Source organism: Xanthomonas sp. LMG 12460 (genome assembly GCF_009192895.1).
GTDB lineage: Bacteria > Pseudomonadota > Gammaproteobacteria > Xanthomonadales > Xanthomonadaceae > Xanthomonas_A > Xanthomonas_A sontii.
In genome coordinates this window covers 1-22867 of sequence record NZ_NKUH01000069.1, presented here as the reverse complement: position 1 = coordinate 22867, position 22867 = coordinate 1, and the positions used below count along the sequence as shown (strand labels likewise).

The 22867-nt window shown below is 70.7% G+C and carries 17 protein-coding genes and 2 pseudogenes; 7 read left to right on the top strand and 12 right to left on the bottom strand.

Annotation, left to right across the window (positions count from 1 at the left end; all coding sequences use genetic code 11):
* Positions 1-141 precede the first annotated feature (141 nt).
* On the bottom strand, positions 142-753 hold the full coding sequence (locus CEK66_RS14170; RefSeq protein WP_152237351.1) for a tetratricopeptide repeat protein: 612 nt from the start codon (positions 751-753) through the stop codon (positions 142-144).
* 190 nt (positions 754-943) lie between these two features.
* Here CEK66_RS14170 and CEK66_RS14165 point away from each other — a divergent pair, with 190 nt between their 5' ends.
* Together CEK66_RS14165 and CEK66_RS14160 are read left to right on the top strand one after the other, a co-directional pair.
* Positions 944-4666 carry an indolepyruvate ferredoxin oxidoreductase family protein gene (locus CEK66_RS14165; protein ID WP_152237341.1) on the top strand — a complete coding sequence of 1241 codons (3723 nt, stop codon included), beginning with the start codon at positions 944-946 and terminating at the stop codon, positions 4664-4666.
* A 271-nt stretch (positions 4667-4937) separates the two neighbouring features.
* The gene (locus CEK66_RS14160) at positions 4938-5540 is read left to right on the top strand and encodes a hypothetical protein (RefSeq protein ID WP_226978614.1); all 603 of its coding nucleotides are present in this window, start codon (positions 4938-4940) and stop codon (positions 5538-5540) included.
* A 304-nt stretch (positions 5541-5844) separates the two neighbouring features.
* On the opposite strand, the gene CEK66_RS14155 is transcribed toward CEK66_RS14160, so the two are convergent.
* From CEK66_RS14155 to CEK66_RS14125, 7 genes are all read right to left on the bottom strand, one after another.
* A complete protein-coding gene (locus CEK66_RS14155) occupies positions 5845-6627 on the bottom strand; it encodes a hypothetical protein (RefSeq protein ID WP_152237340.1) in 783 nt (260 codons plus the stop codon).
* Between the two features lie 376 nt (positions 6628-7003).
* Positions 7004-7606, bottom strand: coding sequence for a DUF938 domain-containing protein (locus CEK66_RS14150; protein ID WP_152237339.1), 603 nt, complete (start codon positions 7604-7606; stop codon positions 7004-7006).
* Between the two features lie 73 nt (positions 7607-7679).
* The gene (locus CEK66_RS14145; RefSeq protein WP_152237338.1) at positions 7680-8504 is read right to left on the bottom strand and encodes an NYN domain-containing protein; all 825 of its coding nucleotides are present in this window, start codon (positions 8502-8504) and stop codon (positions 7680-7682) included.
* Positions 8505-8608: 104 nt separating this feature from the next.
* Positions 8609-9424 carry an EcsC family protein gene (locus tag CEK66_RS14140; protein ID WP_173003393.1) on the bottom strand — a complete coding sequence of 272 codons (816 nt, stop codon included), beginning with the start codon at positions 9422-9424 and terminating at the stop codon, positions 8609-8611.
* A 385-nt stretch (positions 9425-9809) separates the two neighbouring features.
* Entirely contained in the window at positions 9810-10232 is a 423-nt protein-coding gene (locus CEK66_RS14135) for an NUDIX hydrolase (RefSeq protein WP_043094046.1), read from the bottom strand.
* A gap of 97 nt (positions 10233-10329) precedes the next feature.
* Positions 10330-11724: an MFS transporter gene (locus CEK66_RS14130; protein ID WP_152237337.1), complete on the bottom strand. Its 1395-nt coding sequence runs from the start codon at positions 11722-11724 to the stop codon at positions 10330-10332.
* Between the two features lie 158 nt (positions 11725-11882).
* Complete coding sequence (locus CEK66_RS14125) at positions 11883-12791, bottom strand: DUF4424 family protein (protein WP_152237336.1); 909 nt, start codon at positions 12789-12791, stop codon at positions 11883-11885.
* A 158-nt stretch (positions 12792-12949) separates the two neighbouring features.
* Here CEK66_RS14125 and CEK66_RS14120 point away from each other — a divergent pair, with 158 nt between their 5' ends.
* The 3 genes from CEK66_RS14120 to CEK66_RS14110 all read left to right on the top strand — a co-directional run bounded on the left by CEK66_RS14120 (position 12950) and on the right by CEK66_RS14110 (position 16391).
* Entirely contained in the window at positions 12950-14773 is a 1824-nt protein-coding gene (locus CEK66_RS14120; protein ID WP_193312660.1) for a family 43 glycosylhydrolase, read from the top strand.
* 97 nt (positions 14774-14870) lie between these two features.
* Positions 14871-15428 carry a lysozyme inhibitor LprI family protein gene (locus CEK66_RS14115; RefSeq protein ID WP_152237335.1) on the top strand — a complete coding sequence of 186 codons (558 nt, stop codon included), beginning with the start codon at positions 14871-14873 and terminating at the stop codon, positions 15426-15428.
* 54 nt (positions 15429-15482) lie between these two features.
* On the top strand, positions 15483-16391 hold the full coding sequence (locus CEK66_RS14110) for a hypothetical protein (RefSeq protein ID WP_152237334.1): 909 nt from the start codon (positions 15483-15485) through the stop codon (positions 16389-16391).
* 37 nt (positions 16392-16428) lie between these two features.
* Here the strand turns inward: CEK66_RS14110 and CEK66_RS14105 are convergent, their stop codons facing one another.
* The 3 genes from CEK66_RS14105 to CEK66_RS14095 form a co-directional block, all read right to left on the bottom strand.
* The gene (locus CEK66_RS14105) at positions 16429-16944 is read right to left on the bottom strand and encodes a hypothetical protein (RefSeq protein ID WP_152237348.1); all 516 of its coding nucleotides are present in this window, start codon (positions 16942-16944) and stop codon (positions 16429-16431) included.
* A 64-nt stretch (positions 16945-17008) separates the two neighbouring features.
* Positions 17009-17671 carry a hemolysin III family protein gene (locus CEK66_RS14100; protein WP_193312659.1) on the bottom strand — a complete coding sequence of 221 codons (663 nt, stop codon included), beginning with the start codon at positions 17669-17671 and terminating at the stop codon, positions 17009-17011.
* 118 nt (positions 17672-17789) lie between these two features.
* Positions 17790-18263 carry a hypothetical protein gene (locus CEK66_RS14095; RefSeq protein ID WP_152237332.1) on the bottom strand — a complete coding sequence of 158 codons (474 nt, stop codon included), beginning with the start codon at positions 18261-18263 and terminating at the stop codon, positions 17790-17792.
* A gap of 339 nt (positions 18264-18602) precedes the next feature.
* On the opposite strand from CEK66_RS14095, the gene CEK66_RS14090 reads away from it, so the two are divergent.
* Together CEK66_RS14090 and CEK66_RS20655 are read left to right on the top strand one after the other, a co-directional pair.
* Positions 18603-21116, top strand: coding sequence for a DEAD/DEAH box helicase (locus tag CEK66_RS14090; protein ID WP_150410059.1), 2514 nt, complete (start codon positions 18603-18605; stop codon positions 21114-21116).
* Positions 21117-21415: 299 nt separating this feature from the next.
* Positions 21416-22222: pseudogene (locus CEK66_RS20655) on the top strand (ribonuclease H-like domain-containing protein); the annotation flags it as partial.
* 24 nt (positions 22223-22246) lie between these two features.
* Here CEK66_RS20655 and CEK66_RS14080 read toward each other — a convergent pair.
* Positions 22247-22867, bottom strand: a pseudogene (locus tag CEK66_RS14080) (peptidase M56); the annotation flags it as partial.

The following is a 22867-nucleotide window of genomic DNA, read 5'->3' as shown; positions in this document are numbered from 1 at the left end:
CCGCACCAGGCCTGCGCCCAGCACGGGCCGGCGCTTCGCGCAGGCGCGGCGACACAGTGCGCTGCGCGACCGGCCACACCCGGACCCTAGATTGCGCCGGCCACCCGCGCAGGCCGCGTCGTGCTCCTGGACCCGCGTGCCTCAGGGCCAGGCCGGCGGCGCGGCCTTCCAGGCGGCCTGCACCTCCGCCAGGGTCGCGCGCTCGTCGTCGCGCCAGGCCGGCAGCAACGCCGCGAAATCGGCATTGGCGCCCCACTTGTCCGGCCAGGTGCGCGCCGCCGCGGCGTACCACTTCACCGCCTCGTCCTTGCGCTGCAGGCGCCACAACGTCAGCGCCAGGGTCGGCGGCAGCCAGTCCGGCGCCGCCGGGCGGCCGTTGACCAGTGCGCTCCACTGCGCCAGCGCGCGCGCCGGATCACCTGCGCGCAGCAGGTCCCAGCCATAGTTCCACTGCACCTGGCGCCGCTGCACGCCGGCGGGCAGCGCATGCAACGCGGCCTGATACAGCTGTTCGCCCAGTTCCTGGCGGCCGCCGGCCATGGCGATGCCGGCCAGCTGCGCGCGCGCCTCGTTGGCGTTGGGATCGCGCTGCACGGCACTGGCCAGACGATCCACCAGGGCCTCGCCGCTGCCGGCGATGGCGGTGACCGGACGGGTGGTGCCGCGGTCTTCGTCGAAGTAGAACTCTTTCGGTGCCGGCAATGCCTGCGCCCGCACGCTGGCCGCGGTGGCCAGGCCGATGCAGGCCAGCATCGCGGCCACTGCGTATGTGTATGCCTTCACTGCTGCAATCCCCTGGAGTGATCCCCTCACCCGGGTCCCATCCTACCCCGCCACGGCCGGCGTGGACGAGAACGGGTGCAAAAATCGCCGCTGATACAATCGGGGCGATCGCGCGCGGCAGGCGCTGCGCGCCCGCCAGCCTTCCATTTCCGGGCAAGCCATGAACCGCATCGCCGATCCGCGTCCGTCGTCCTCCCTCGCCGCAGCGGCCGCCGACGGCGTGGACACCCGCTATACGCTGGAAGACAAGTACACCCGCACCGATGGCCGCATCTATCTGTCCGGGGTGCAGGCGCTGGTGCGGCTGCCATTGATGCAGCAACTGCGCGACCGCGCCGCCGGGCTGAACACCGGCGGCTTCGTCAGCGGTTACCGCGGCAGCCCGCTGGGCGGTTTCGACCTGGAACTGTGGCGCGCGCGCAAGCATCTGGACGCGGCCAACGTGGTGTTCAAGCCCGGACTCAACGAGGACCTGGGCGCGACCATGGTCTGGGGCACGCAGCAGACCAACCTGTTCCCCGGCGCGCGCGTGGATGGTGTGTATGCCATGTGGTACGGCAAGGGCCCGGGCGTGGACCGCTGCGGCGACGTGTTCAAGCACGGCAACGCCGCCGGCACCTCGCGCCATGGCGGCGTGCTGGCGCTGGCCGCCGACGACCACGCGTGCCGCAGCTCGACCCTGCCGCACGGCTCGGAAGACGAGTTCGTCAGCGCGATGATGCCGGTGCTCAATCCGGCCGGGGTGCAGGACATCCTCGACATGGGCCTGCTCGGCTGGGCGATGAGCCGCTACACGGGGCGCTGGATCGGCTTCAAGACCATCGCCGAGACGGTGGAATCCTCGGCCTCAGTGCAGGTGGATCCGTTCGCGCGGCAGATCGTGCTGCCGGAGGATTTCGACCTGCCGCCGGGCGGCCTCAACATCCGCTGGCCGGATCCGCCGCTGGACCAGGAAATGCGCCTGCATCGCTACGCGGTGCGCGCGGCGCAGGCCTTCGCCCGCGCCAACGGCATCGACCGCACGGTGATGGATGCGCCGCAGGCGCGGCTGGGCATCGTCACCACCGGCAAGAGCTACCTGGACGTGCTGCAGGCGCTGGAATACCTGGGCCTGGACGCGGACGCCTGCGCGCGCATCGGCATCCGCGTGTACAAGGTCGGCATGACCTGGCCGCTGGAGCCGCTGGGCATCGCCGCGTTCGCGCGCGGGCTGCAGGACATCGTCGTGGTGGAGGAGAAGAAGGCCTTCATCGAGCGGCAGATGAAGGAACAGTTCTACAACTGGCCGGCCAGCGCCGGCCCGCGCCCGAGCATCGTCGGCAAGTACGACGAGGCCGGCGAATGGATCCTGCCGTCCACCGGCGAACTGACCCCGGCCACCATCGCCGGGGTGATCGGCCGGCGCATCCTGCGCCTGCCGCAGTCGGCCGCGGTGAACACCGACTCGATCGAACAGCGGCTGCGCTGGATGGAAGCCAAGGAAGCCGAGATGGCGCTGCCGCGCGCCAACTTCCCGCGCGTGCCGCACTATTGCTCGGGCTGCCCGCACAACACCTCCACGGTGGTGCCGGAGGGCTCGCGCGCGCTCGGCGGCATCGGCTGCCACTACATGGTGACGTGGATGGACCGCGCCACCGACACCTTCACCCACATGGGCGGCGAAGGCGTCACCTGGGCCGGGCAGGCGCCGTTCACCGACACCCCGCACGTGTTCCAGAACCTGGGCGACGGCACCTATTTCCACAGCGGCTCGCTGGCGATCCGCCAGTCGATCGCCGCCGGCGTCAACATCACCTACAAGATCCTCTACAACGACGCGGTGGCGATGACCGGCGGGCAGCCGGTGGACGGCACCCTCAGCGTGCCCGACATCGCCCGGCAGATGCGCGCCGAGGGCGTGCACACCATCGCCCTGGTCAGCGACGACATCGGCAAGTGGACGCGACGCCGCGAGCTGTTCCCCAGCGAGGTGGACTTCCACGACCGCAGCGAGCTGGACGCGGTGCAGCGGCGGCTGCGCGAGGTCAAGGGCACCAGCGTGCTGATCTACGACCAGACCTGCGCCACCGAGAAGCGGCGCCGGCGCAAGCGCGGCAAGCTGCCCGATCCGCCCAAGCGCGTGCTGGTCAACTCGCTGGTCTGCGAAGGCTGTGGCGATTGCGGCGAGAAGAGCTTCTGCGTGTCGGTGCTGCCGAAGGAGACCGAGTACGGGCGCAAGCGCCAGATCGACCAGTCCAGCTGCAACAAGGACTACTCCTGCGTGTCCGGGTTCTGCCCCAGCTTCGTCACCGTGCACGGTGGGCAGCCGCGCAAGGGCCGCAAGGCCGAGGCCGCGGCACTGCTGGAACAGTTGCCGGCGCCGAGCTTCCGCAGCGACCTGAGCCAGCCCTGGAACATCCTCATCACCGGCGTCGGCGGCACCGGCGTGGTCACCATCGGCGCGCTGCTGGGCATGGCCGGGCACCTGGAGGGCAAGGGCGCCAGCGTGCTCGACCAGACCGGCCTGGCGCAGAAGGGCGGCGCGGTCACCACGCATATCCGCATTGCGCGGCAACCGGAAGACCTGCACGCGGTGCGCATCGCCGCCGGCGAGGCCGACCTGGTGCTGGGGTGCGACATGGTGGTGGTCAACGACTACTGGGCGCTGTCCAAGGTGCGCGGCGATCGCTCGCAGGTGGTGCTGAACAGCTACGAGGCGATGCCGGGCACCTTCACCACGCACCCGGACATGCAGTTCCCGGCCGCCGAGATCATTGCCGGCGTGCGCCTGGCGCTGGGCGGGCGCGATCCGCTGTTGCTCGACGCCACACAGCTGGCCACCGCGCTGCTCGGCGACGCCATCGCCAGCAACCTGTTCATGCTCGGCTACGCCTGGCAGCAGGGCCTTGTGCCCTTGTCGCACGCGGCGCTGATGCGCGCGATCGAACTCAACGGCGCGGCGGTGGCGATGAACCAGCAGGCCTTCGCCTGGGGCCGCCTGGCGGCGCTGGACCTGCCGGCGGTGCGACGCGCGGCGGGTCTCGCCGATCCGGCCGCGGACGAACGCGAACGCCAGGCGCCGGGGCTGCAGCAGCTGCCACCCGGCGAGTGGGAAGGCCACGAGGCCGGCGCCAGCGCCGCGCCGCGCAATCCCGCCAATCCGCGTCCGGCGCGCGAGCTGCCGGCCGCCGCCGACAGCGGCGAGGCCGGCCACGCGCCGCTGGACGACAGCCGCCTGTCGCGCTCGCTGCACGAGTTGGTCGCGCGCCGCCACGCCTTCCTGGTCGACTACCAGGACGCCACCTACGCCGCGCGCTACACCGCGCTGGTGGAGCGCGTGCGCGCTGCCGAGCAGCGCGTGGCGCCGACCTCGACCGCGCTGACCGAAGCGGTGGCGCGCTACGCGTTCAAGCTGATGGCCTACAAGGACGAGTACGAGGTGGCGCGGCTGTACACCAGCGGCGCGTTCGCGCAGCAGTTGCAGGCGCAGTTCGAGGGCGACTACCGCGTGCGCTTCCACCTGGCGCCGCCGCTGCTGGCGAAGAAGGACGCGCAAGGCCGGCTGCGCAAGCGCGAATACGGCCCGTGGATGTTCACCGCGTTCAAGTGGCTGGCCAAGCTGCGCCGCCTGCGCGGTGGCGCCCTCGACGTGTTCGGCTACAGCGCCGAGCGGCGCGGCGAACGGCAGTTGATCGCCGACTACCTCGCCACCGTGGACGAACTGCTGCAGCGGCTGCAGGCGGACAACCTGGCGCTGGCGGTGCAGATCGCCAGCATTCCGGAGCACATCCGCGGCTACGGCCACGTCAAGGAAGCGCACCTGCACGAGGCCAAGCAACAGGAAGCGCGGCTGCTGGCGACCTGGCGCAATCCGAAGGCGCTGCATATCGTGCAGGCGGCCTGAGCGGGAGACGAACGCCTGCCGCCGTGCAGCGGCGGCGCAGTGGCGGCATCGGGGGCGTCTGACCGAACGCGGCGCGGCTGGCGCTGCGCCTGCCAACCTCCCGCGTTCCCTGGCGTCCGTGCATCTGCTGCAGAAGCGGCTGCAGCCGCGACCCGACTCCAGCCGCACGCAGGACAGCAGCATCGCCCAGGGCGGCCGGCCTTGGGCATCATCCGCACGTTGCGTGGATCGCCAGCGATCCACGGCCGCATCACCCTCGAAGGAACATCGCGTGAAGCGTTTGCTCAAACTCGCATGCGTGGCGCTGGTGGGCGCCATCCTGCTGTTCTACCTGCTGGCGGAGCACGCCGGCCCCTGGATCATGCCGCGGTTCATCACGATCCGTGTCGTGGCGGGACCCGATCGGCCACTCTCGGGCGCTAGGATCCGCGTCCAGCAGGACGTGTGGTCGATTCCGTGTCTGAGCTACATGGGGATCTCCGGCGCGAGTTGCGCGTCGGGCAAATGGACGGTCTTCCATGGCCGCCTGGATCGCAACGGCGAAGCGCGGGTGTTGGTCTTTCAGGCAGCCGGGCTGCGGGCGGATTCGTATATCGCCTGCATCAATGGGAACCAGTACGAGGGCTACTTCGCCTACACAGAGTGGCCAGAGCAACAGGACGTGCAGCGTCTCACCCTGGACTACAAGCGCCTGGAGCAACAACGAACAGGTTGCATGAACGGCTATGGAGAAGAACGGCTGGCGGCGCCGGCCTGGTGGGATGCCGCCTTGAAGGAAGACGCGGAGGCGGAGGCGGAGGCGGAGGAGGACGATTCGTCGCAATCGACGTCTCAACAACCTCCGGATAGCTCACCGACATCGGACGGACCGTAGGAACCAGGCTGCAGGAGCGGCTTCAGCCGCGACCTGCCATGTCACCAGGTGGCGATGCAGCCTATGCCCAACGGTTTGCAGCGCACTACTACCATGCAGATGGATCCCGGTCGATCGCGATGCTGCCGATGACGGAAGGGTCTGCGCGTCGGGATTGAAGTCCCTCCCACACGGTCGCTTGCGTACACTTCGCATACGACACAGCGGCCCTGGGCGAGCGGCCGCTGTGTCGTATCAAGACGTCACTCGGTCGAGTGCCGGGCGGCAACCCGAGCGAAGGCACTCAACGGAACGAACGTTGAAATCAAACCCGCGGATCAGGCGGGTTGCCGCGGCCCGGGCGATCGTAGCGATCGGAATCGAAGGCCTCGCGCACCGCCGCCTTGGCCTGTGCCCAGCTCAGCCGCGAGCGATCCTTGGCGCGCTCCCAGCCGCTTTCCAGGTCGGTGTCCAGGCGGTCGTCCCAGACCCGGTCGCGGTAGCGGCTGCGCGCCTGCACGCCGTAGCGGTAGGCCGGGCGGTAGTCGTCGTAGCTGCTGTCGGTCTCGCGGTAGTCCACGGTGTCGAAGCGATCGGCGTAGTAGCGGTCGCTGTCCTCGTAGGTGCGGTAAGTGGCGTCGGCACGCTCCCAGGAATCGCGCGCGGCCAGCCGCGCCTCGTCCCACTCCAGATGCGAGTCGCCGCGGCGCGTGCCCCAGTCGTGCGACAGCTCGCGCTCGTGTTCGTCCCAGGTGCGCGAGGGATACTGCTCGCGTGCCTGCAGGCCCAGGCCATAGGCCGCGGCGTAGTCGCGGTCGTAGTCGTAATCGGCCTTGGCGTAGTCGCGGTTGCGATACTCCTCGCGCCAGTACGCATCCTCGCCGGTGGGGTCGATGCGCTCGGCCACGCCCTTGCCCGCGGCTGCGCCGGCGACCACGCCCACCGCCGCGCCGATCAAGGTGCCGAGCGGCCCGAACACCGTGCCGGCCAGCGCGCCCGCGGCCACGCCGCCGGCGGTACCGCCAATGCCGACCCCGACCGGATGCGAACCCGGGGTGCCGGAAATCGGATCGCGATTGAGATCGCGGGCTTTGTCGTTGTTGTCCATGGGAACGCTCCGTGGCGAAGGTAGGAAGCACCGGCCGCAGGCACATGGGCGGCGGCGGGTGTCGGCGCACAGTCGCAAGCGCGCGGTGAATCCGCCGTGGCACGGCAGTGAACCCGTGATGAGGGAGAGAGTGCGGCTTCGTCACCTGGACGCAACGCCTACTGCGTCGCCCACCATGCAGCGCAGGCATGGAACCGGCCAAGACAGTGCTGCATCAAGCACGTCGGCGTATTCGGTACGACCGCGCACTGCGCGTCGCTGACGCATGCACAGTCACGACATGGCTGACGCAGTCAGATTGGGCGCCCACGGCGCATCCGCCTGCGCGATCGCGCACCCGCACGACGCCAAGGCATCGCCGGGTGGCGCTCCTGCCTCAGCCGCGGCGCCAGACCAGGCAGCGGTTGTTGGCCGGCATCGCCACGTCTTCCTGCAGCGCCAGTCCCTGCCCCTGGGCCAGCGCGTCCACCGCCTCGGCATCGCGGATGCCGCTGGCCGGGTCGCGCGCCTTCAGCCACGCATCGAAGTCGCGATTGCTGTCGCTGGTGAAGGCGCCGCCGTAGTTGAAGGGGCCGTAGACCACCAGCATGCCGTCGGCGCTGTTTGCCAGCAGTTGGCCGACGCCGGCGAAGAACGCCTGCACCGCGTCCCAGCCCATGATGTGCAAGGTATTGGAGGTGAACACCGCATCGTAGCCAGTGCGCGGCCACGGCCCCTCGCGCACGTCCAGGGCCAGCGCCGGCGGCGTGTTCGGCAACGCCGCCGCCTCCAGCCATTGCGCGATGCCGGGCAGGTGCTCGGCACGCTCGCTGCATTGCCAGGTCAGCTGCGGCAGCGCCGCGGCGAAATGCACTGCGTGCTGGCCGGTGCCGCTGCCGATCTCCAGCACCTGGCGACGATCGGTGAAGTGCCGCTGCAGCACCTGCAGGATCGGATCGCGGTTGCGGTCGCAGGACGGGGCGTAGGGTCGATCGCTCATCGTGTCGTGCACCTGTATGTGCCATTGCGCGCCACGACGGCACGCACCAGTGCGAATGGCAGCGGCTGACAGCTCATCCGCGCGAGCGCACGAAGATGCGCTTGCCGCCGCCCTCGTTGCCGCGCTCCTCCAGTTCGAAGTGCGACGACAGCCGGCGCAGCAGGTCGCTGAGCTTCTTGTGCCCGTACAGGCGCGGGTCGAAATCCGGCCGCACCTTGTTCAGATAGCTGCCGACGCTGCCCAGCCCGGCCCAGCCCTGGTCGTCGGAGGCTTCCTCGATGGCCTGGCGCAGCAGGGTCAGCGGCGCCTGCTTGGTCTCGGTCGCGGCGGGCGTCGGCTCGGGCTTGGCCGGCGTCGCGGCCGGCTTCTTGCGGCCCTTGGCCGCCGGCTTGGCGGCCGCAGCGGCGGGCTTGGCCGGCTCCGCCGAGCTGGCCTCGCTGCGCAGCACTTCGGTGTAGATGAACTTGTCGCAGGCCTGCACGAACGCATCCGGGGTCTTGCGCTCGCCGAAGCCGTACACGGTCGGTCCTTCCTCGCGCAGGCGTTGCGCCAGGCGGGTGAAGTCGCTGTCGCTGGAGACCAGGCAGAAGCCGTCGAAGCGGCCGGTGTAGAGCAGGTCCATCGCATCGATGATCAGCGAGCTGTCGGTGGCGTTCTTGCCGCTGGTGTAGGCGAACTGCTGCACCGGGCTGATCGAATGCTTCAGCAGCGCCTGCTTCCACTGGGTCATGCGCGTGCTGGTGAAATCGCCATAGATGCGCTTGACGCTGGCCAGGCCGTACTTGGCGACCTCGGCGAGCAGGCCTTCGATCACCGAGGGCTGCGCGTTGTCGGCGTCGATCAGCACCGCCAGCCGTGGCTGGTCGTCGTCGCTGTCGGAACGGTGGCGGGTTTTCATGGCGTGCACCTGCGGCAAGGAAAGATCGGGAGAAGCGTGGCAGCGGCCACCACTGTGCCAGCGCGCGCTGCCCACAGCCAGCGCAACGCGGCGACCGCCATGGCTCATCGCCCGGCCGGCAACGCCTCGTAGGCCTGGCGTACCGCCGCCTCGCCGTAGCGGCGCTCCAGCCGGCGCACGATGAAGTGGCCGCGCGCCATCGCCTGGAAGTGCGAGATGAACACCGTGTTGAGCAGCGCGCCGCTGGCCGCGCCGACCAGCGGCACCGCCTGCGCCGCCAGCTTCTCGCTGACCGTGACCGAGAACTTGGCGGCGATGCGCGACAGCAGAGACACCAGCACCGGCGCGCCCTTGCTGCCCAGGCCGTGCGCGGCGATGTACTGCGCCGCGGCGCTGAGCTGCTGCGCCATCGCCGCGCGCACCGCGAAGTAGCCCGATTCGCTGCCGTCGTCGCGGTGGCTGCGGCCGCCATGCGCCAGCACCTCCAGACACGCGAGGGCGGTCGCCGGGTCGTCCAGGCGCTCGCCCTCGGCGCGGGCGATGTCGGCGATCGAACGCAGCATCAGGGTCGTGGTCAGCGGCAGTTCCACCACCAGCCCGGGCAGGCCGAAGAAGCCGCCGGCCGCACCGGTCGCCGCCACCGCGGCGCCATGCAGGCGCGGCCGTGCGCGTTCCGGCGCCTGCCCACGCAGGGTCAGCAGTGCCGAGCGCAACGCCACCCGCAGCGCACGCTGGCTGACCGCATCGATGCGCGAGGACAGCAGTTTCGGCAGGCGCTTGTTGATCAGCGCCTCGATCGGCGCGCCCACCGCATTGGCGATCTTCGCCGCCAGGCCCGGGTGTTCCAGCAGGGCGCGCGCCTGGGCCAGGTCGCGGTGATCGGCGGCATCCATCACGGGGACGGGCAATAGCGAGGTCATGGCTGAAGCTCGTGGCGAGGGAGGCCACAGCATGCACCGGGCCGCCCCGGCATGGTGTCGAGGGACGATGACCGGTGCGGGACGTTAAGGAATCGCGCGGCCGGAACGCGTGATCGGGATTGAGGCAGGCCCCTGCCGCACACCGCGCCTGCGTCTGGCCCACGCGGCGCCGGGCGCGGTCCAGACAGGACGGCCGGTCCACCGCCAGGCCAAGCGTGGCGCCCTGGCCCCGGCGACATCGCGCCGGTCCACCGAACTGGCCATGGCCCAAGGTGGCAGGATCGGCGCTGCAGAGGCAGCCGTCATAGCGGCGGTTGCATGCCCCGCGACGCACGCTGTAAACCCGCTTCTCGTATCGCAGGCAACGACTGGCCGGCCAGACCAGCTACCCCTGCACGCACTGAGCCAGGTAGTCGCGCAGGCGCTCCTGCAGATGGGGCACGGCCTGGGGATGGGCGAGAAATTCGGCCACGGGCATCAGCAGCCACCCCCGGCCTTCATCGCCGAAGCGGATGCTGGCGATCTCGACACAACTCAGGCGGCCAACGAACAACCAGCTCGGCAGGGACCCGGGCTGCAGGGACGGATAGCAGCGGCCCCAGGTCAGCCTGTCTTCCTCCAGCACTAGGCCGAACTCCTCCTGCAGTTCGCGCAGAGCGCAGCGCTCAGGGCTCTCGTCGTCCTCGCGGCCGCCGCCAGGCAGGTCCCAGAGTCCCGGCCAGGGAATCTCCGGCTTCACATCGCGCTGGTACACCAGCAGCGCGTCGTCGCACAGCAGCGCCAGCTTGGCGCCGTTGAACGGTTGCATGGCGTCCTCCGCGGTAGGTAAAGGGCCAGTCTGGACGCGATGCACGCCTCGATGTGCGCCAGGCCACTTCGCGCGCGTCTCAACATATCCCACACGCCTAGATCCGCTCCAGCGCGCGCTGGCGGGTGCGCGGCCCGAACCGGCCCACCACCGCGGCGGCGATCAGCAGGCTGGCGGCGATGCAGGCGAGCACGCCGCGGTGGCCGGTGCGGTCCAGCAGCATGCCGATCAGCAGGCTGCTGGCGGCCGTGGACAGGCGGCTGAAGGAGTAGCAGAAGCCGACCGCGCGGGCGCGCAGCGCGGTGGGAAACAGTTCGGCCTGGTAGCCGTGATAGGCGAAGCTCATCCAGGCATTGCAGAAGGTGACCGCCGCGCCGCAGGCGATCAGCAGCAGCGGCTGGCTCTGCCAGGCGAACAGCAGGCCGAACAGCATCGCGCCCAGCGCCGACACCACCACCTGCCACTTGTTCTCCCAGCGCTGCGCAACGCCGATCAGCAGCAGCGGCGCCAGTGGATACGCCAACGAGATGGCGAAGGCGTAGCCCAGGCCGTGCACGCTGTCGGCGCCCTGCCGCGCCAGCAGCGCCGGCAACCAGTTGCCGAAACCGAAGAAGCCGATCGCCTGGAAGATGTGGAAGCTCACCAGCATCGCCATGCGGCGCCGGTACGGGGGCTGCCACAGCGCGGACAGTTGCGGCGTCGGCGCGGCCGGCGCCGAGGCCGGCTCGGGCGCGGGCAAAGGCCGCCCCAGGTCGGCGGTACAGCGCGCTTCCAGCCGCTGCAGCACCGCGTCGGCCTCGGCGTGGCGGCCCTGGGTGGCCAGCCAGCGTGGCGACTCCGGCAAACGGCTGCGCAGCCACCACACCGACAGCGCGAAGCCACCGCTGAGCAGCGCCACCCAGCGCCAGCCGCTCAAGCCCAGCGGCGCGTGCGGCACCAGCGCCCAGGCGCTCAACGCCACCGCCGGCACCGCCAGGAACTGCAGGCAGAACGCCAGCGCGAACGCAGCGCCGCGCATCTGCCGCGGCACCATTTCCGACAGATAGGTATCGATGGTGACCAGTTCCACACCCAGGCCGATGCCGACCACGCCGCGCCACAGGATCACCCCCAGCGCGCTGTGCTGCAGGCCCATCGCCACCGTGGCCACGCAGTACCAGAGCAGCGCGAAGGAGAACACCGCGCGGCGCCCGAAACGATCGACCAGCGGGCTGAGCAGGCTCGCGCCGAGGAACAGGCCCAGGAACGTCGCCGAGGCGAACGCGGCCTGGTCGGCGATGCCGAACACGCCGGCCGCGCCCTCGGCGAAGATGCCGTCGCGCAGCAGGCCGGGGCTGAGGTACGCGGTCTGGAACAGGTCGTACAGTTCGAAGAAGCCGCCCAGCGCCAGCAGCGCGACCAGGCGCCACAGGCTGCGGGTGGGCGGCAGGCGTTCCAGGCGCGCCGCCACCAGGGCGACGGGATCGGAAGCGGCAACGGCGGCATCGCGCATGCGGGTGGGTCCTGGGGGAGGGATCGCGCCGCCGCATGCTGCCCGATCCGCCGCCGCGCGCGCCACCGCGTCGGGTCGAAACTGCCGACCGCGCCGGATCGGCGTTCAGCCGGATGTCGGCTTCGACGCGACCGGCCGCTGCGGGCGCCGATTACGCGTCAGCGCAGGAACAGGATGTCCAGGTCGCGGTCGGGCACGAAGTCGCGCTGGCGAAATTCGAAAGTGAGCGCATCGGTGCGCTGCAGGTCGCCGTCGAAGCACAGGCTAAGCAGGTCGCCGGGGGCGCGCTTCTTCAGGGTCAGGTGGAAGTCCTGGATCGGCCCCTTCCAGTTGGCGCCGGTGCGCAGCACGTAGCGCAGGTTGCTCCACTGCAGGCCGTTGGCGCCGGCGCGGCGACGCAGGCGCTGCTGGGTGGCGGCGTCCAGGCAGGTGGATTTGGCGTACTCGCCGATCAGGTCGCTAGCCGGCATCGGCACGCCGGTGGCGACGCTGGGCACGTAGCTGTGGCGGATCGCCACCGTGCCGCCGGCGGGAAAGCGCTGCTGCCAGACGAAGTACTCGCTGAGGGTGAAGCGCGGCTGCCCATCCGTATCGAACCAGCGCGCGGGCAGCGGCTTGCGGCCGGCCGGGACGGTGCCGCCCTCGACATACTCGGCCAGGTCGTCCGGCGTCCAGCCGCTGGCCGCCCAGGCGCGCGAGATGTCGCTGCCGTCCAGCTTCGCCACCAGCCGGCGCTCGGTGCGCACCGGCTTGCCGTCCACCCACAGCCTGAAGTCGGTGAGCGCGCTGTGGTCGGCCATGCCGAAGTACATCGGCGGCATCGGGAAGGCGATCGGCACCAGCAGCTCGCGCGTGCTGGTGTTGGTGAACACGTAGTCCACCTGCACCCGCTCCTCGCTGATGAACAGGTCTTCCTTGCTCATGCGGATGTCCGGCTGGCGGATCAGTTCGATGGAGCCATTGGCGTCGCCGATGCTGCTGTCGTTGGCGAAGGCGGCAGCGGCCGCGAACAGCAAGGACGACAACAACACGGGCAGCAGGCGGCGCGGCGAAACGTTGGCGGTCATGGAGTCGGAGGTCGGCGAGGGAAGGCACCGCGGCCGCAGCACGGCAGCGGCGAACGGGCGGGCGCCATGGTAACCGCGGCGGCATGGCCTGCCGCATCGCGCCCTGCCGCTGCGTTTGCTACGGTAGCCGGCGCCGCCACGGGGGGAAGGCCATCGCCATGTTCAGAGCATTCGCAACGCTGGCGCTGCTGGCGTCCGCCGGGCTGGCCGCGGCGCAGGCGCCAGGCCAGCGCAGCTACGCCAATCCGATCGACCTGGATTACCGCTACAACTTCGAGCAACTCAACGAAGGCATTTCCTACCGCACCGGCGCCGACCCGGTGTTCGTGCGCTTCGGCGACGCCTACTATCTGTTCCAGACCCTGGCCGACGGCTACTGGCGCTCCCCCAACCTGCTCGACTGGCAGTTCGTGACGCCCAGCCGCTGGCCGTTCGAGAGCATCGTCGCGCCGGCGGTGGTGGCCGACGGCGACCGCCTGGTGATCATGCAGTCGGCCTTCGAACCGCGCCCGCTGCTGCAGACCCGCGACCCGGCCAGCGGCAAGCTCGACTTCCTGACCCGGCTGCTGCCCAAGCTGCCGCGCGCCCAGCCGATCGGCACCGAGATGAAGGGCCGCCCGCTCAGCGACGTGCCGCCCGGCCCCTGGGACCCGGACCTGTTCATCGACGACGACGGCCAGTGGTACCTGTACTGGGGCTCGTCGGACCGCTATCCGCTGTATGGCATCGCCATGGATCGCAACGCGCAGGGATTCGCCTTCCGCGGCGTGCCGACGCCCTTGCTCGCGCTGGACCCGGCGCAGCACGGCTGGGAGCGCTTCGGCCCCGACCACCGCGGTGCCCGCTTCCCCGACGGCAGCCCGATCGGCAGCTACCTGGAAGGCGCGTGGATGACCAAGACCGGCGGTCGCTACTACCTGCAGTACGGCGCGCCCGGCAGCGAGTACAACGCCTACGCCAACGGCGTGTACGTCGGCGAGCACCCGCTCGGCCCATTCGTCTACGCACCCTACAACCCGGTGGCGTACAAGCCCGGCGGCTTCATGCAGGGCGCCGGCCACGGTTCCACCTTCCAGGACGCGCACGGTAACTGGTGGAACAGCGGCACCGCCTGGATTGGCGCCAACTGGACCTTCGAACGGCGCATCGTGCTGTTCCCCGCCGCGTTCGCCGCCGACGGACAGATGCGCGTGTCCACCCGCTTCGGCGATTTCCCGCACTGGATGCCGGACGGCCCGGTGGCCGACCCGGAGGCGCTGTTCACCGGCTGGATGCTGTTGTCCTACCGCAAGCCGGCCACCGCCTCGTCCACCCTGGATGGCTTCGCCGCCGACCGCGCCACCGACGAGGACCCGCGCAGCTACTGGGTGGCCGCACGCAACACGCCCGGCGAGACCCTCACCGTGGACCTGGGCGGGGAACGCAGCGTGCGCGCGGTGCAGGTCAACTTCGCCGACTACCGTGCCGGCCGCTACGGCGATGCGCCGGGCATCTACACCGCGTTCCGGCTGCAGCACTCGCGCGACGGCCGCCACTGGCTGCCGCTGGCCGAGGTCGGCGACGGCACCGACCGCCGCGACCGGCCCAACGCCTACCTGCAATTGCCCGCGCCGGTGCGCACCCGCTACATCCGCTACGTGCACGGCCACGTCGGCGCCGCCCACCTGGCGATCAGCGACCTGCGCGTGTTCGGCAACGTCGACGGCGCCCCGCCGACGGCGCCGACCGGCGTTGTCGCGCAGCGCGAGGCCGACCGCCGCAATGCCCGCGTGCACTGGCAGGCGGTGCCCGGCGCCGTCGGCTACAACGTGCGCTGGGGCCTGCGCGCCGACCGCCTCAACCTCACCTACCAGGTGTTCGCCGACCGCGGCACCGACCTGGAGATCCGGGCGCTGAACCGCGACCAGGACTACGTGTTCGCCGTCGAAGCCTTCGACGAGCGCGGTGTCTCCCCGCTGAGCGCCCGCATCGCCGTGCCATGAAGCCATCACCGCCTTCCCGTATGCTTGGCCCCACCTCGACCGCGCACCGGCGATGCGGCGCGCGGCAGGATCGGTTGCCGATCGAAGGAGAAGGACGATGCACCAGCACCAGGGAACCCAGCACCAGCGCCGGCTGCGCGCCTGGCTGATCGCCGCGATGGTCGCCGGCGTGTGCGGCAGTGCCGCCGCGCAGCAGACCGACCCGCGCGATGCGCAACTGCAGCAACAGCAGCGCCTGCTGCAGCAGCAGGCCCAACAGATCCAGCAGATGCAGCAGCAACTGCAGCAGATGCCGCCGGCCGGCGCCGACGCCGCTGCACCGAGCGATGGTCTGTCCGCCGCCTACCACGACTGCCGCAAGCAGGCCCAGGGCCTGGACGAGAGCCGCCGCTGCATCCAGCGCGAACAGCGCGTGCAGCAGGAGCGCCTGGACCGCGCCTACGACAAGCTGCGCTACCGCATCAGCGGTACCGACCGGTCCCGCCTGATGGACGCGCAGTACACCTGGCAGCAGTCCAACGACCAGGCCGCACAGCTCGACCGTGCGTTCGGCGCACGCGGCCAGGAGGCGGGCCTGCAAAGCGCCGAAGCCACCCTGCGCCGGATCAGCTCCCGCGCCGACGAACTGGAAGGCTATACGCGCGGCGGGCGTTGAGGGCTGCGGTCGCGTCAACCCTCCACCACACCCTGCGATCCGTCGAAGACGCCCGTGTACGCCTACGACATCGAACCCGGCGACTGGCACGACGGCGCGCCGGTTCGCGACAGCGACGGCTGGTGCTTCGGCCTGCCGCCGGGCATCGCCGCGGCGCAATGGCCGCTGGATCCGTGGAGCGGCTATCCGATGCAGCACGGCTTCACCCTGCGGCTGCCACCGGACTACCGCGTGCACGGCCCGGACATCGTCGCGGTGTCGTTCTTCGCCACCGCGCCGGACCATAACGACGGCGGCCCGGCCGGAACAGTGGGCGGGATGCACGCCGCGATCGCCACGCCCGCGCAGGCGCTGGCCGACCCGGCGCTGCAACCGTTCCGCGAACGCGCGCTGCAGGCCCACCCGCGGCTGCGGCGCATGCAGGACGTGCTGGACTGCGCCTATGCGCTGATCCTGCTGCGGCAGGAAGAGGTGGATGGCGCGCCATGCCGACCGCCACCGCTGGTGGACAGCCCGTTGCTGCAGCAGACGCCGCCGCCGGAATGGCTGCAGGTCGGAAGCGCGACAGTATGCGAGGCGTGGGACGCGCGCAGCGTGCCGCTGCCGCAGGCGCCGGACCGTTTCGCCCTGCATCGTCCGCTGCGGCTGCGCCGGCGCGAGCACGATCCCAATGCCGGCGTACCGCCGCGCGAGACGTTCGGCGACGCGCCCGATCCCGGCGGCTATCAGCCGTTCTACTACTGGCAGGACGGCGTGGTCAGCCGCGAGCACTACCGCGAGCACGACTGGGCCGCCGGCCACGCCATCAACCACCTCGGCGGCACCATGCGCCCGATACAGGGCATCCCGGACTTCAGCCCGTACTACATCGAGTTCGACGAGGCCTTCGGCGGCTACAACTTCGGCGGCGGCATCGCGCAACTGGACATCCAGGACCTGCGATTGGACTGGGCCTGCGGCTGAGGTCGCCGAGGTGGGCGACGCTTGCGCGGGGGCGCGCTCACGGCCCCGCTGCGCAGCCCCCGCCCTGTTCCGCGCACACCTTCATGGCGCGCTGCAGTTCGGCCTCGCTCAGCTGTGGAGGTGGCCGCGCGACGGCAGCCTGGACCTGGTCGGGGCCGCCGGTCAGCGCGTGCAGGCCCTTGGCCGCCTTGCCGGCCAGGTAGTAGACACCGAGCGCGATGTAGCCGCCGCTCTGGCTGACCTGCTCCACCGAGGGCGGCGGACGCCAGTCCTTGTCGAAGCGGTTGGGTGGCGGCGACACCGGATTCTTGAAGCGGTACAGGTCCAGCGGCTCGCCCTCGTCCGGCGGCAGCGCGCGCACTTCGCCCAGGGTCTGGATGTCGGGCTGCGCGGCGGCATCGGATGTGGACGGCGGTGCGACCGAGGGCGGCGGCGGCGCAGCGGCCGGTGCGGCGGGCGCGGCCTGTTGTGCCTGCACATTCGCGCACGTCGCCAGCAAGGCGATTGCCAGCATCGTGCGCAGGCGCCGGCCGTTCGGATCCGCTGTGTGCATGCTGTCCATGACGCCCGAGCTTACGGACGCGGCACGGCCATCTCTAGCGCATCGGCGCCACCGTTCACGTCGCCGACAGCGGGCGCAGGCACAGCCAGATCGCGCACCAGTGCGCCAGTGCGCCGCCCAGCACGTGCGCATGCCAGATCGCGCGGTTGTAGAGCATCGACTTGCGCACGTAGAACGCCACGCCCACCGTGTAGATCGCCCCGCCGGCAGCGATCAGCCACAGCACCGGCGTGTCCAGCCCGGCCACGATCGGCTTGACCGCCGCCATGCCCGCCCAGCCCAGCAGCAGGTAGATCGCCACCCAGAAGCCCTTGGCGATGCCGGGCAGGAACAGCTTGGCGAACACCCCGAACAGCGCCACGCCCCATACCGCCAGGGTCATCGACCAGACCCAGGCGCCGGACAGCGCCAGCACGAAGAACGGCGTGTAGGAGCCGGCGATCATCACGAAGATGCCGGCGTGGTCGAGCTTGCGCAGCACCGGCTGGCGCTGCGGCGGGGCGAAGTTGTAGGCCGCCGAGCAGGCGAACATGGTCAGCAAGCCCAGCGCGTAGACGCAGGTGGCGACGATCAGCGCGTCGTTGGCATGGGCGCGCCAGACCAGCAGCGCGCCGCCGACCACGGCCAGCAGCAGGCCGGCGGCATGCACGAGCAGATCGGCGCGGCGCGCGGCGGCGGTGCGGTAGTGCGGGGCTGGCGAGGAAGTCGATGCGGACAAGGCGATCTTCGGCACTCCGGGAAGCGGTGCCTTGGTGCTGGGGGACGCACAGGATACGCGCGTAGCGGCTGATCCCTGCTTCGCCACGCGCAGCATCCTGCCAAGACCGCGCTGGCGATTACTTACCGAGCGGATAGCGCGTGTCCAGATCGTCGAGTGCGCGCTTGTTTCCTGCCGGCGAAGGATGGCTATCGGCACCTTCGCGCTCCAGTGCCTGCTCCCATTGCCGCACTTGTTCCTTCAGCTTACGCGCATAGGTCTTGAGCTGGGACGGGGTGACGCCGCCCTGCTCCTGCCAAAAGGCGGCTTCGACCGACGTGCGGAACGTGCCATCCGCGTACACCCACAGAGCGCGACCGATGGTGCTGTCGTCGCCACTACGTTTGCCCAACGCCTGCGCGTCTGCGTCGACGCGGATAGTGCCGTGGATTTCGAACGCCAGCCGATGCGCATCGGCAAATGTCACCTTCAGATGCGCATGCAGGTTGCCGGAAGACGGCAGCGCCTTGGTGACATCCTTGATGTAGATGTTGGCGTCGACCGACGCCTTGTTGCTGAAGCCGTTATCCTGCAGAAATTCGGCGGTGACCATGGCATTCGCTCCTGAGTGTGTGAACGGGGTCCGTCATTGCACGACGGGTAGCGAAAGCCTCGCGCCTCGCGCGGAACACGGCCATCGGCACAAGCCTGATCTGCGTAGTACGCGCTGCCGAGGGCGTGTCATCGGCGCAGACGGCCGCTGTGTCGGTACAGACGCGCAGGGCCGGCACGCATCGCCAATAGGCTGCCGCATGCAGTGCGAACAGCGATGCGTGCCGCATGCAATCGCCCAGCCTGAATCCGCTCAGCCTGCCCGTCTCGCCTCGGCGCGCCCGGTCTCATACCCTGAGACGCGATTTCGCTTCCCTGTTCCGCTTTGAGAGCCGTGCCGATGCCCGCCCACGCCCTAGCCCCGCGCACCGAGGACGCCGAGCGCGCCCTGTCCACCACCGACGGGATGCCCTCGCGCGATGGCGCCCTGCTCAGCGCGCGGCTGGAGCGCCGCTACCACGACCGCATCACCGGCAGCTTCACCATCCCCGGCCAGGCCGGCCGCTACGCGCCGATCCCGGACGACGTGCCGCCGGCGCTGGCCGCCGCATTGCGCGAACGCGGCATCGCGCAGCTGTACAGCCACCAGGCCGAGGCCTGGGACGCGGCGCAGCGCGGCGAGCACGTGGCCATCGTCACCCCCACCGCCTCGGGCAAGTCGCTGTGCTACACGCTGCCGGTGGTGGCCGCGGCGATGACCGCGCAGGCCAAGGCGCTGTACCTGTTCCCGACCAAGGCGCTGGCGCAGGACCAGGTGGCCGAGCTGCTGGACCTCAACCGTGCCGGCGACCTCGGGGTGAAGGCCTTCACCTTCGACGGCGACACCCCCGGCGATGCGCGCCAGGCGATCCGCCTGCACGGCGACATCGTGGTCAGCAACCCGGACATGCTGCACCAGGCGATCCTGCCGCATCACACCAAGTGGGCGCAGTTCTTCGAGAACCTGCGCTACGTGGTGATCGACGAGATCCACACCTACCGCGGCGTGTTCGGCAGCCACGTCGCCAACGTGCTGCGCCGGCTCAAACGCATCTGCGCGTTCTATGGCGTCACGCCGCAGTTCATCCTGTGCTCGGCCACCATCGGCAACCCGCGCGCGCACGCCGAGGCGCTGATCGAGCAGCGCGTGCACGCGATCACCGACTCCGGCGCGCCCAGCGGCGACAAGCACGTGCTGCTGTGGAACCCGCCGGTGGTCAACGCCGACCTGGGCCTGCGCGCCTCGGCGCGCTCGCAGAGCAACCGCATCGCGCGCATCGCCATCAAGTCCGGGCTCAAGACCCTGGTGTTCGCGCAGACCCGGCTGATGGTGGAGGTGCTGACCAAGTACCTGAAGGACATCTTCGACCACGACCCGCGCAAGCCGCCGCGCATCCGCGCCTACCGCGGCGGCTACCTGCCCAGCGAGCGCCGCGAGGCCGAGCGGGCGATGCGCGCCGGCAGCATCGACGGCATCGTCTCCACCTCGGCGCTGGAACTGGGCGTGGACATCGGCGCGCTGGACGTGGTGGTGCTCAACGGCTACCCCGGCAGCGTCGCCGCCACCTGGCAGCGCTTCGGCCGCGCCGGACGTCGCCAGCAGCCGGCGCTGGGCGTGCTGGTGGCCAGCTCGCAGCCGCTGGACCAGTACGTGGTGCGGCATCCGGATTTCTTCGCCGACGCCTCGCCCGAGCACGCGCGCATCGCCCCGGACCAGCCGCTGATCCTGTTCGACCACATCCGCTGCGCCGCGTTCGAGCTGACCTTCGTCGCCGGCGAGGCGTTCGGCCCGGTGGACCCGGCGGTGTTCCTGGAGGCGCTGGCCGAGAGCGAGGTGGTGCACCAGGAAGGCGACCGCTGGGAGTGGATCGCCGACAGCTACCCGGCCAACGCGGTCAGTCTTCGCTCGGTGGCCGACGGCAACTTCGTGGTGGTGGACAAGACCGACGGCAAGCAGCAGATCATCGCCGAGGTGGACTATTCCGCCGCCGCGCTGACCCTGTACGAAGGCGCCATCCACATGGTGCAGAGCACGCCCTACCAGGTGGAGAAGCTGGACTGGGAAGGCCGCAAGGCCTACGTCACCCGCACCCACGTGGACTACTACACCGACAGCATCGACTTCACCAAGCTCAAGGTGCTGGACCGCTTCGACGGCGGCGCGGCCGGGCGCGGCGACGCGCACCACGGCGAGGTGCACGTGGTGCGGCGCGTGGCCGGCTACAAGAAGATCCGCTACTACACCCACGAGAACATCGGCTACGGCCCGGTCAACCTGCCCGACCAGGAGCTGCACACCACCGCGGTGTGGTGGCAGTTGCCGCAGGCGACCCTGCTCAAGGCGTTCGGCAGCAAGCAGGACGCGCTGGATGGTTTCCTGGGCGCGGCCTATGCGCTGCACGTGGTGGCCACGGTGGCGGTGATGGCCGACGCACGCGATCTGCAGCAGGCGGTGGGCGACGGCGACGGCGCCTGGTTCGCGGTGGCCGACGCCAAGGGCCGCGGCCAGTTGCGCGGTGGCGACAGCGGCGAGCCGGCCAGCGTCGAACTGCAGCAGTTCGTGCCCACCGTGTACCTGTACGACAACTTCCCCGGCGGCGTCGGCCTCAGCGAGCCGTTGTGGCGGCGCCAGGCCGAACTGGTGCAGCGCGCGCGCGAACTGGTGCAGGGCTGCGACTGCGTGGCCGGCTGCCCGGCCTGCGTCGGCCCGGTGCTGGCCGCGCAGGAGGAAAGCGCGACCACGCCGCGGGCGCTGGCGTTGCGCGTGCTGCGCTTGTTGCTCGACGGCGAGGACGACACGGCGCTGGACGCGCACGGCGCAACCACGATCGCCATTGATGCCGATGCCGATGCGCTGCCGGAGTGGAGCGCATGAGCATCAGCCTCGAACGCCTGCGCGCGCTGCGCCGGCAGGCCGGCGACGCCAGCGCCGAGCGCGCGCCGGCGTCCTCCGGCCATCGCATCGCAGCCGACGCGTCTGCCGCGCCACGCGCAGGCACTGCCGCGGCGACGTCCACGCAAGCGCCGCGGCAGGCAGCGCCGCAGCCGCGCGAGATCGTATCGCAGGCAACTGCAACGCCGGCCCCACGCACGCCACCCGCTCCCCCGCGCAGCGGCGGCGCCGATACCGCGGTGGCGCCGCCCATCGCCATCGCCCCGTTCGACCGCGGCGGCACCGATATGTCCGCCCTGCGGCGCCTGCTCGGCCTGCGCGAGCGTGCGGTCGCACCCGCCGCGGCGGCGGCCGCACGCAAACCGGCCGCGGCACCGGACCGGCACCTGCCCGGGGTGGAGATCGCGCCCGGGCTGCACCTGATCGAGGCGTTCCTGCCGCAGCCGATCCCCGCCGGCGCGCTGTCGCTGGCCTTCGCCCGCCGCGAGGATGCGGTGGAACCTACCAACCTGCTGTTCTTCGACACCGAGACCACCGGCCTGGCCGGCGGCACCGGCACCCGCGCCTTCATGATCGGCGCGGCCGACTGGACCGTGCATCCGGCCGACGGCCCGGGCCTGCGCATCCGCCAGTTGCTGATGGCCACGATGGGCGCGGAGAAGGCGATGCTGGAGGCCTTCCGCGCCTGGCTGCGGCCGGGCACGGTGCTGTCCAGCTACAACGGCCGCTGCTACGACGCGCCGCTGCTGAAGACCCGCTACCGGCTGGCGCGCTGCGCCGATCCGCTGTCGGCGCTGGACCACGTGGATCTGCTGCATCCCACCCGCCGCCGCTACCGCGGCACCTGGGAGAACTGCAAGCTCGCCACCATCGAGCGGCAGTTGCTGCGCGTGGTACGCGAGGACGACCTGCCGGGCTCGGAAGCGCCGGCCGCGTGGCTGGGCTACCTGCGCGGCGGCAACGCGCGCAACCTGCGCCGCGTCGCCGCGCACAACCACCAGGACGTGGTCACGCTGGCGCTGCTGCTGCAGCGCCTGGTCGCCGCCGAGGCCGAGGAACGCGCGCTGGCGACTGCGGCGTCGGCGTAGGCGCTGCGCACGCCGCCGGCGACATCACTCCAGCCGCTGCGCACTGCCGGCGGCGATGGCCGCATCGAACAGGCGGTCGACCTCGCGATCGAGCTGCGCGCTCAGTTCGCCCTGGCGTGCGCCCAGTTCGCCCTGCTGCCGGCCCAGCGCGGCCTGCTGTTCGCCGAGCGTGCGCATCTTCGCCGACAGCGCGTCCTGGCGCTGCGCAAGCGCTGCCTGTGCATTCGCCTGCGCCTTGGCAGCGACGGCGTCCATGTCGATGCGCGCCAGCGCCCGCGCTGCGGCCTCCTGCGCCAGCTTGCCCTGTTCACGGCCCAGCTCGCCCTGCTCGCGGCCCAGCGCTCCTTGGCGCTTGCCGAGCTCGCCCTGCTGCGCGCCCAGCTTGCCGATTGGCTCGAACAGCGCGTCGAAGCGGGCCAGCAGCGCAGGATCGTGCACCACGTAGCGCTTGCCGCCGCGGCGGAACCACAGGCCATCGCCCTGGGTCTCGCGCTTCATGCTGGCGAGTTCGTCGCTGCTGCCGCTCATCGTCGAATGGTTGCCCTTGACCCGGACATACGACTGTTCGAGTTGACCGTTGTGGGTTTTCTGCATCGACCGCGTGCTGATCCGCGAGCCGATGGCCGGCGGCGGCGCGGGGACCGC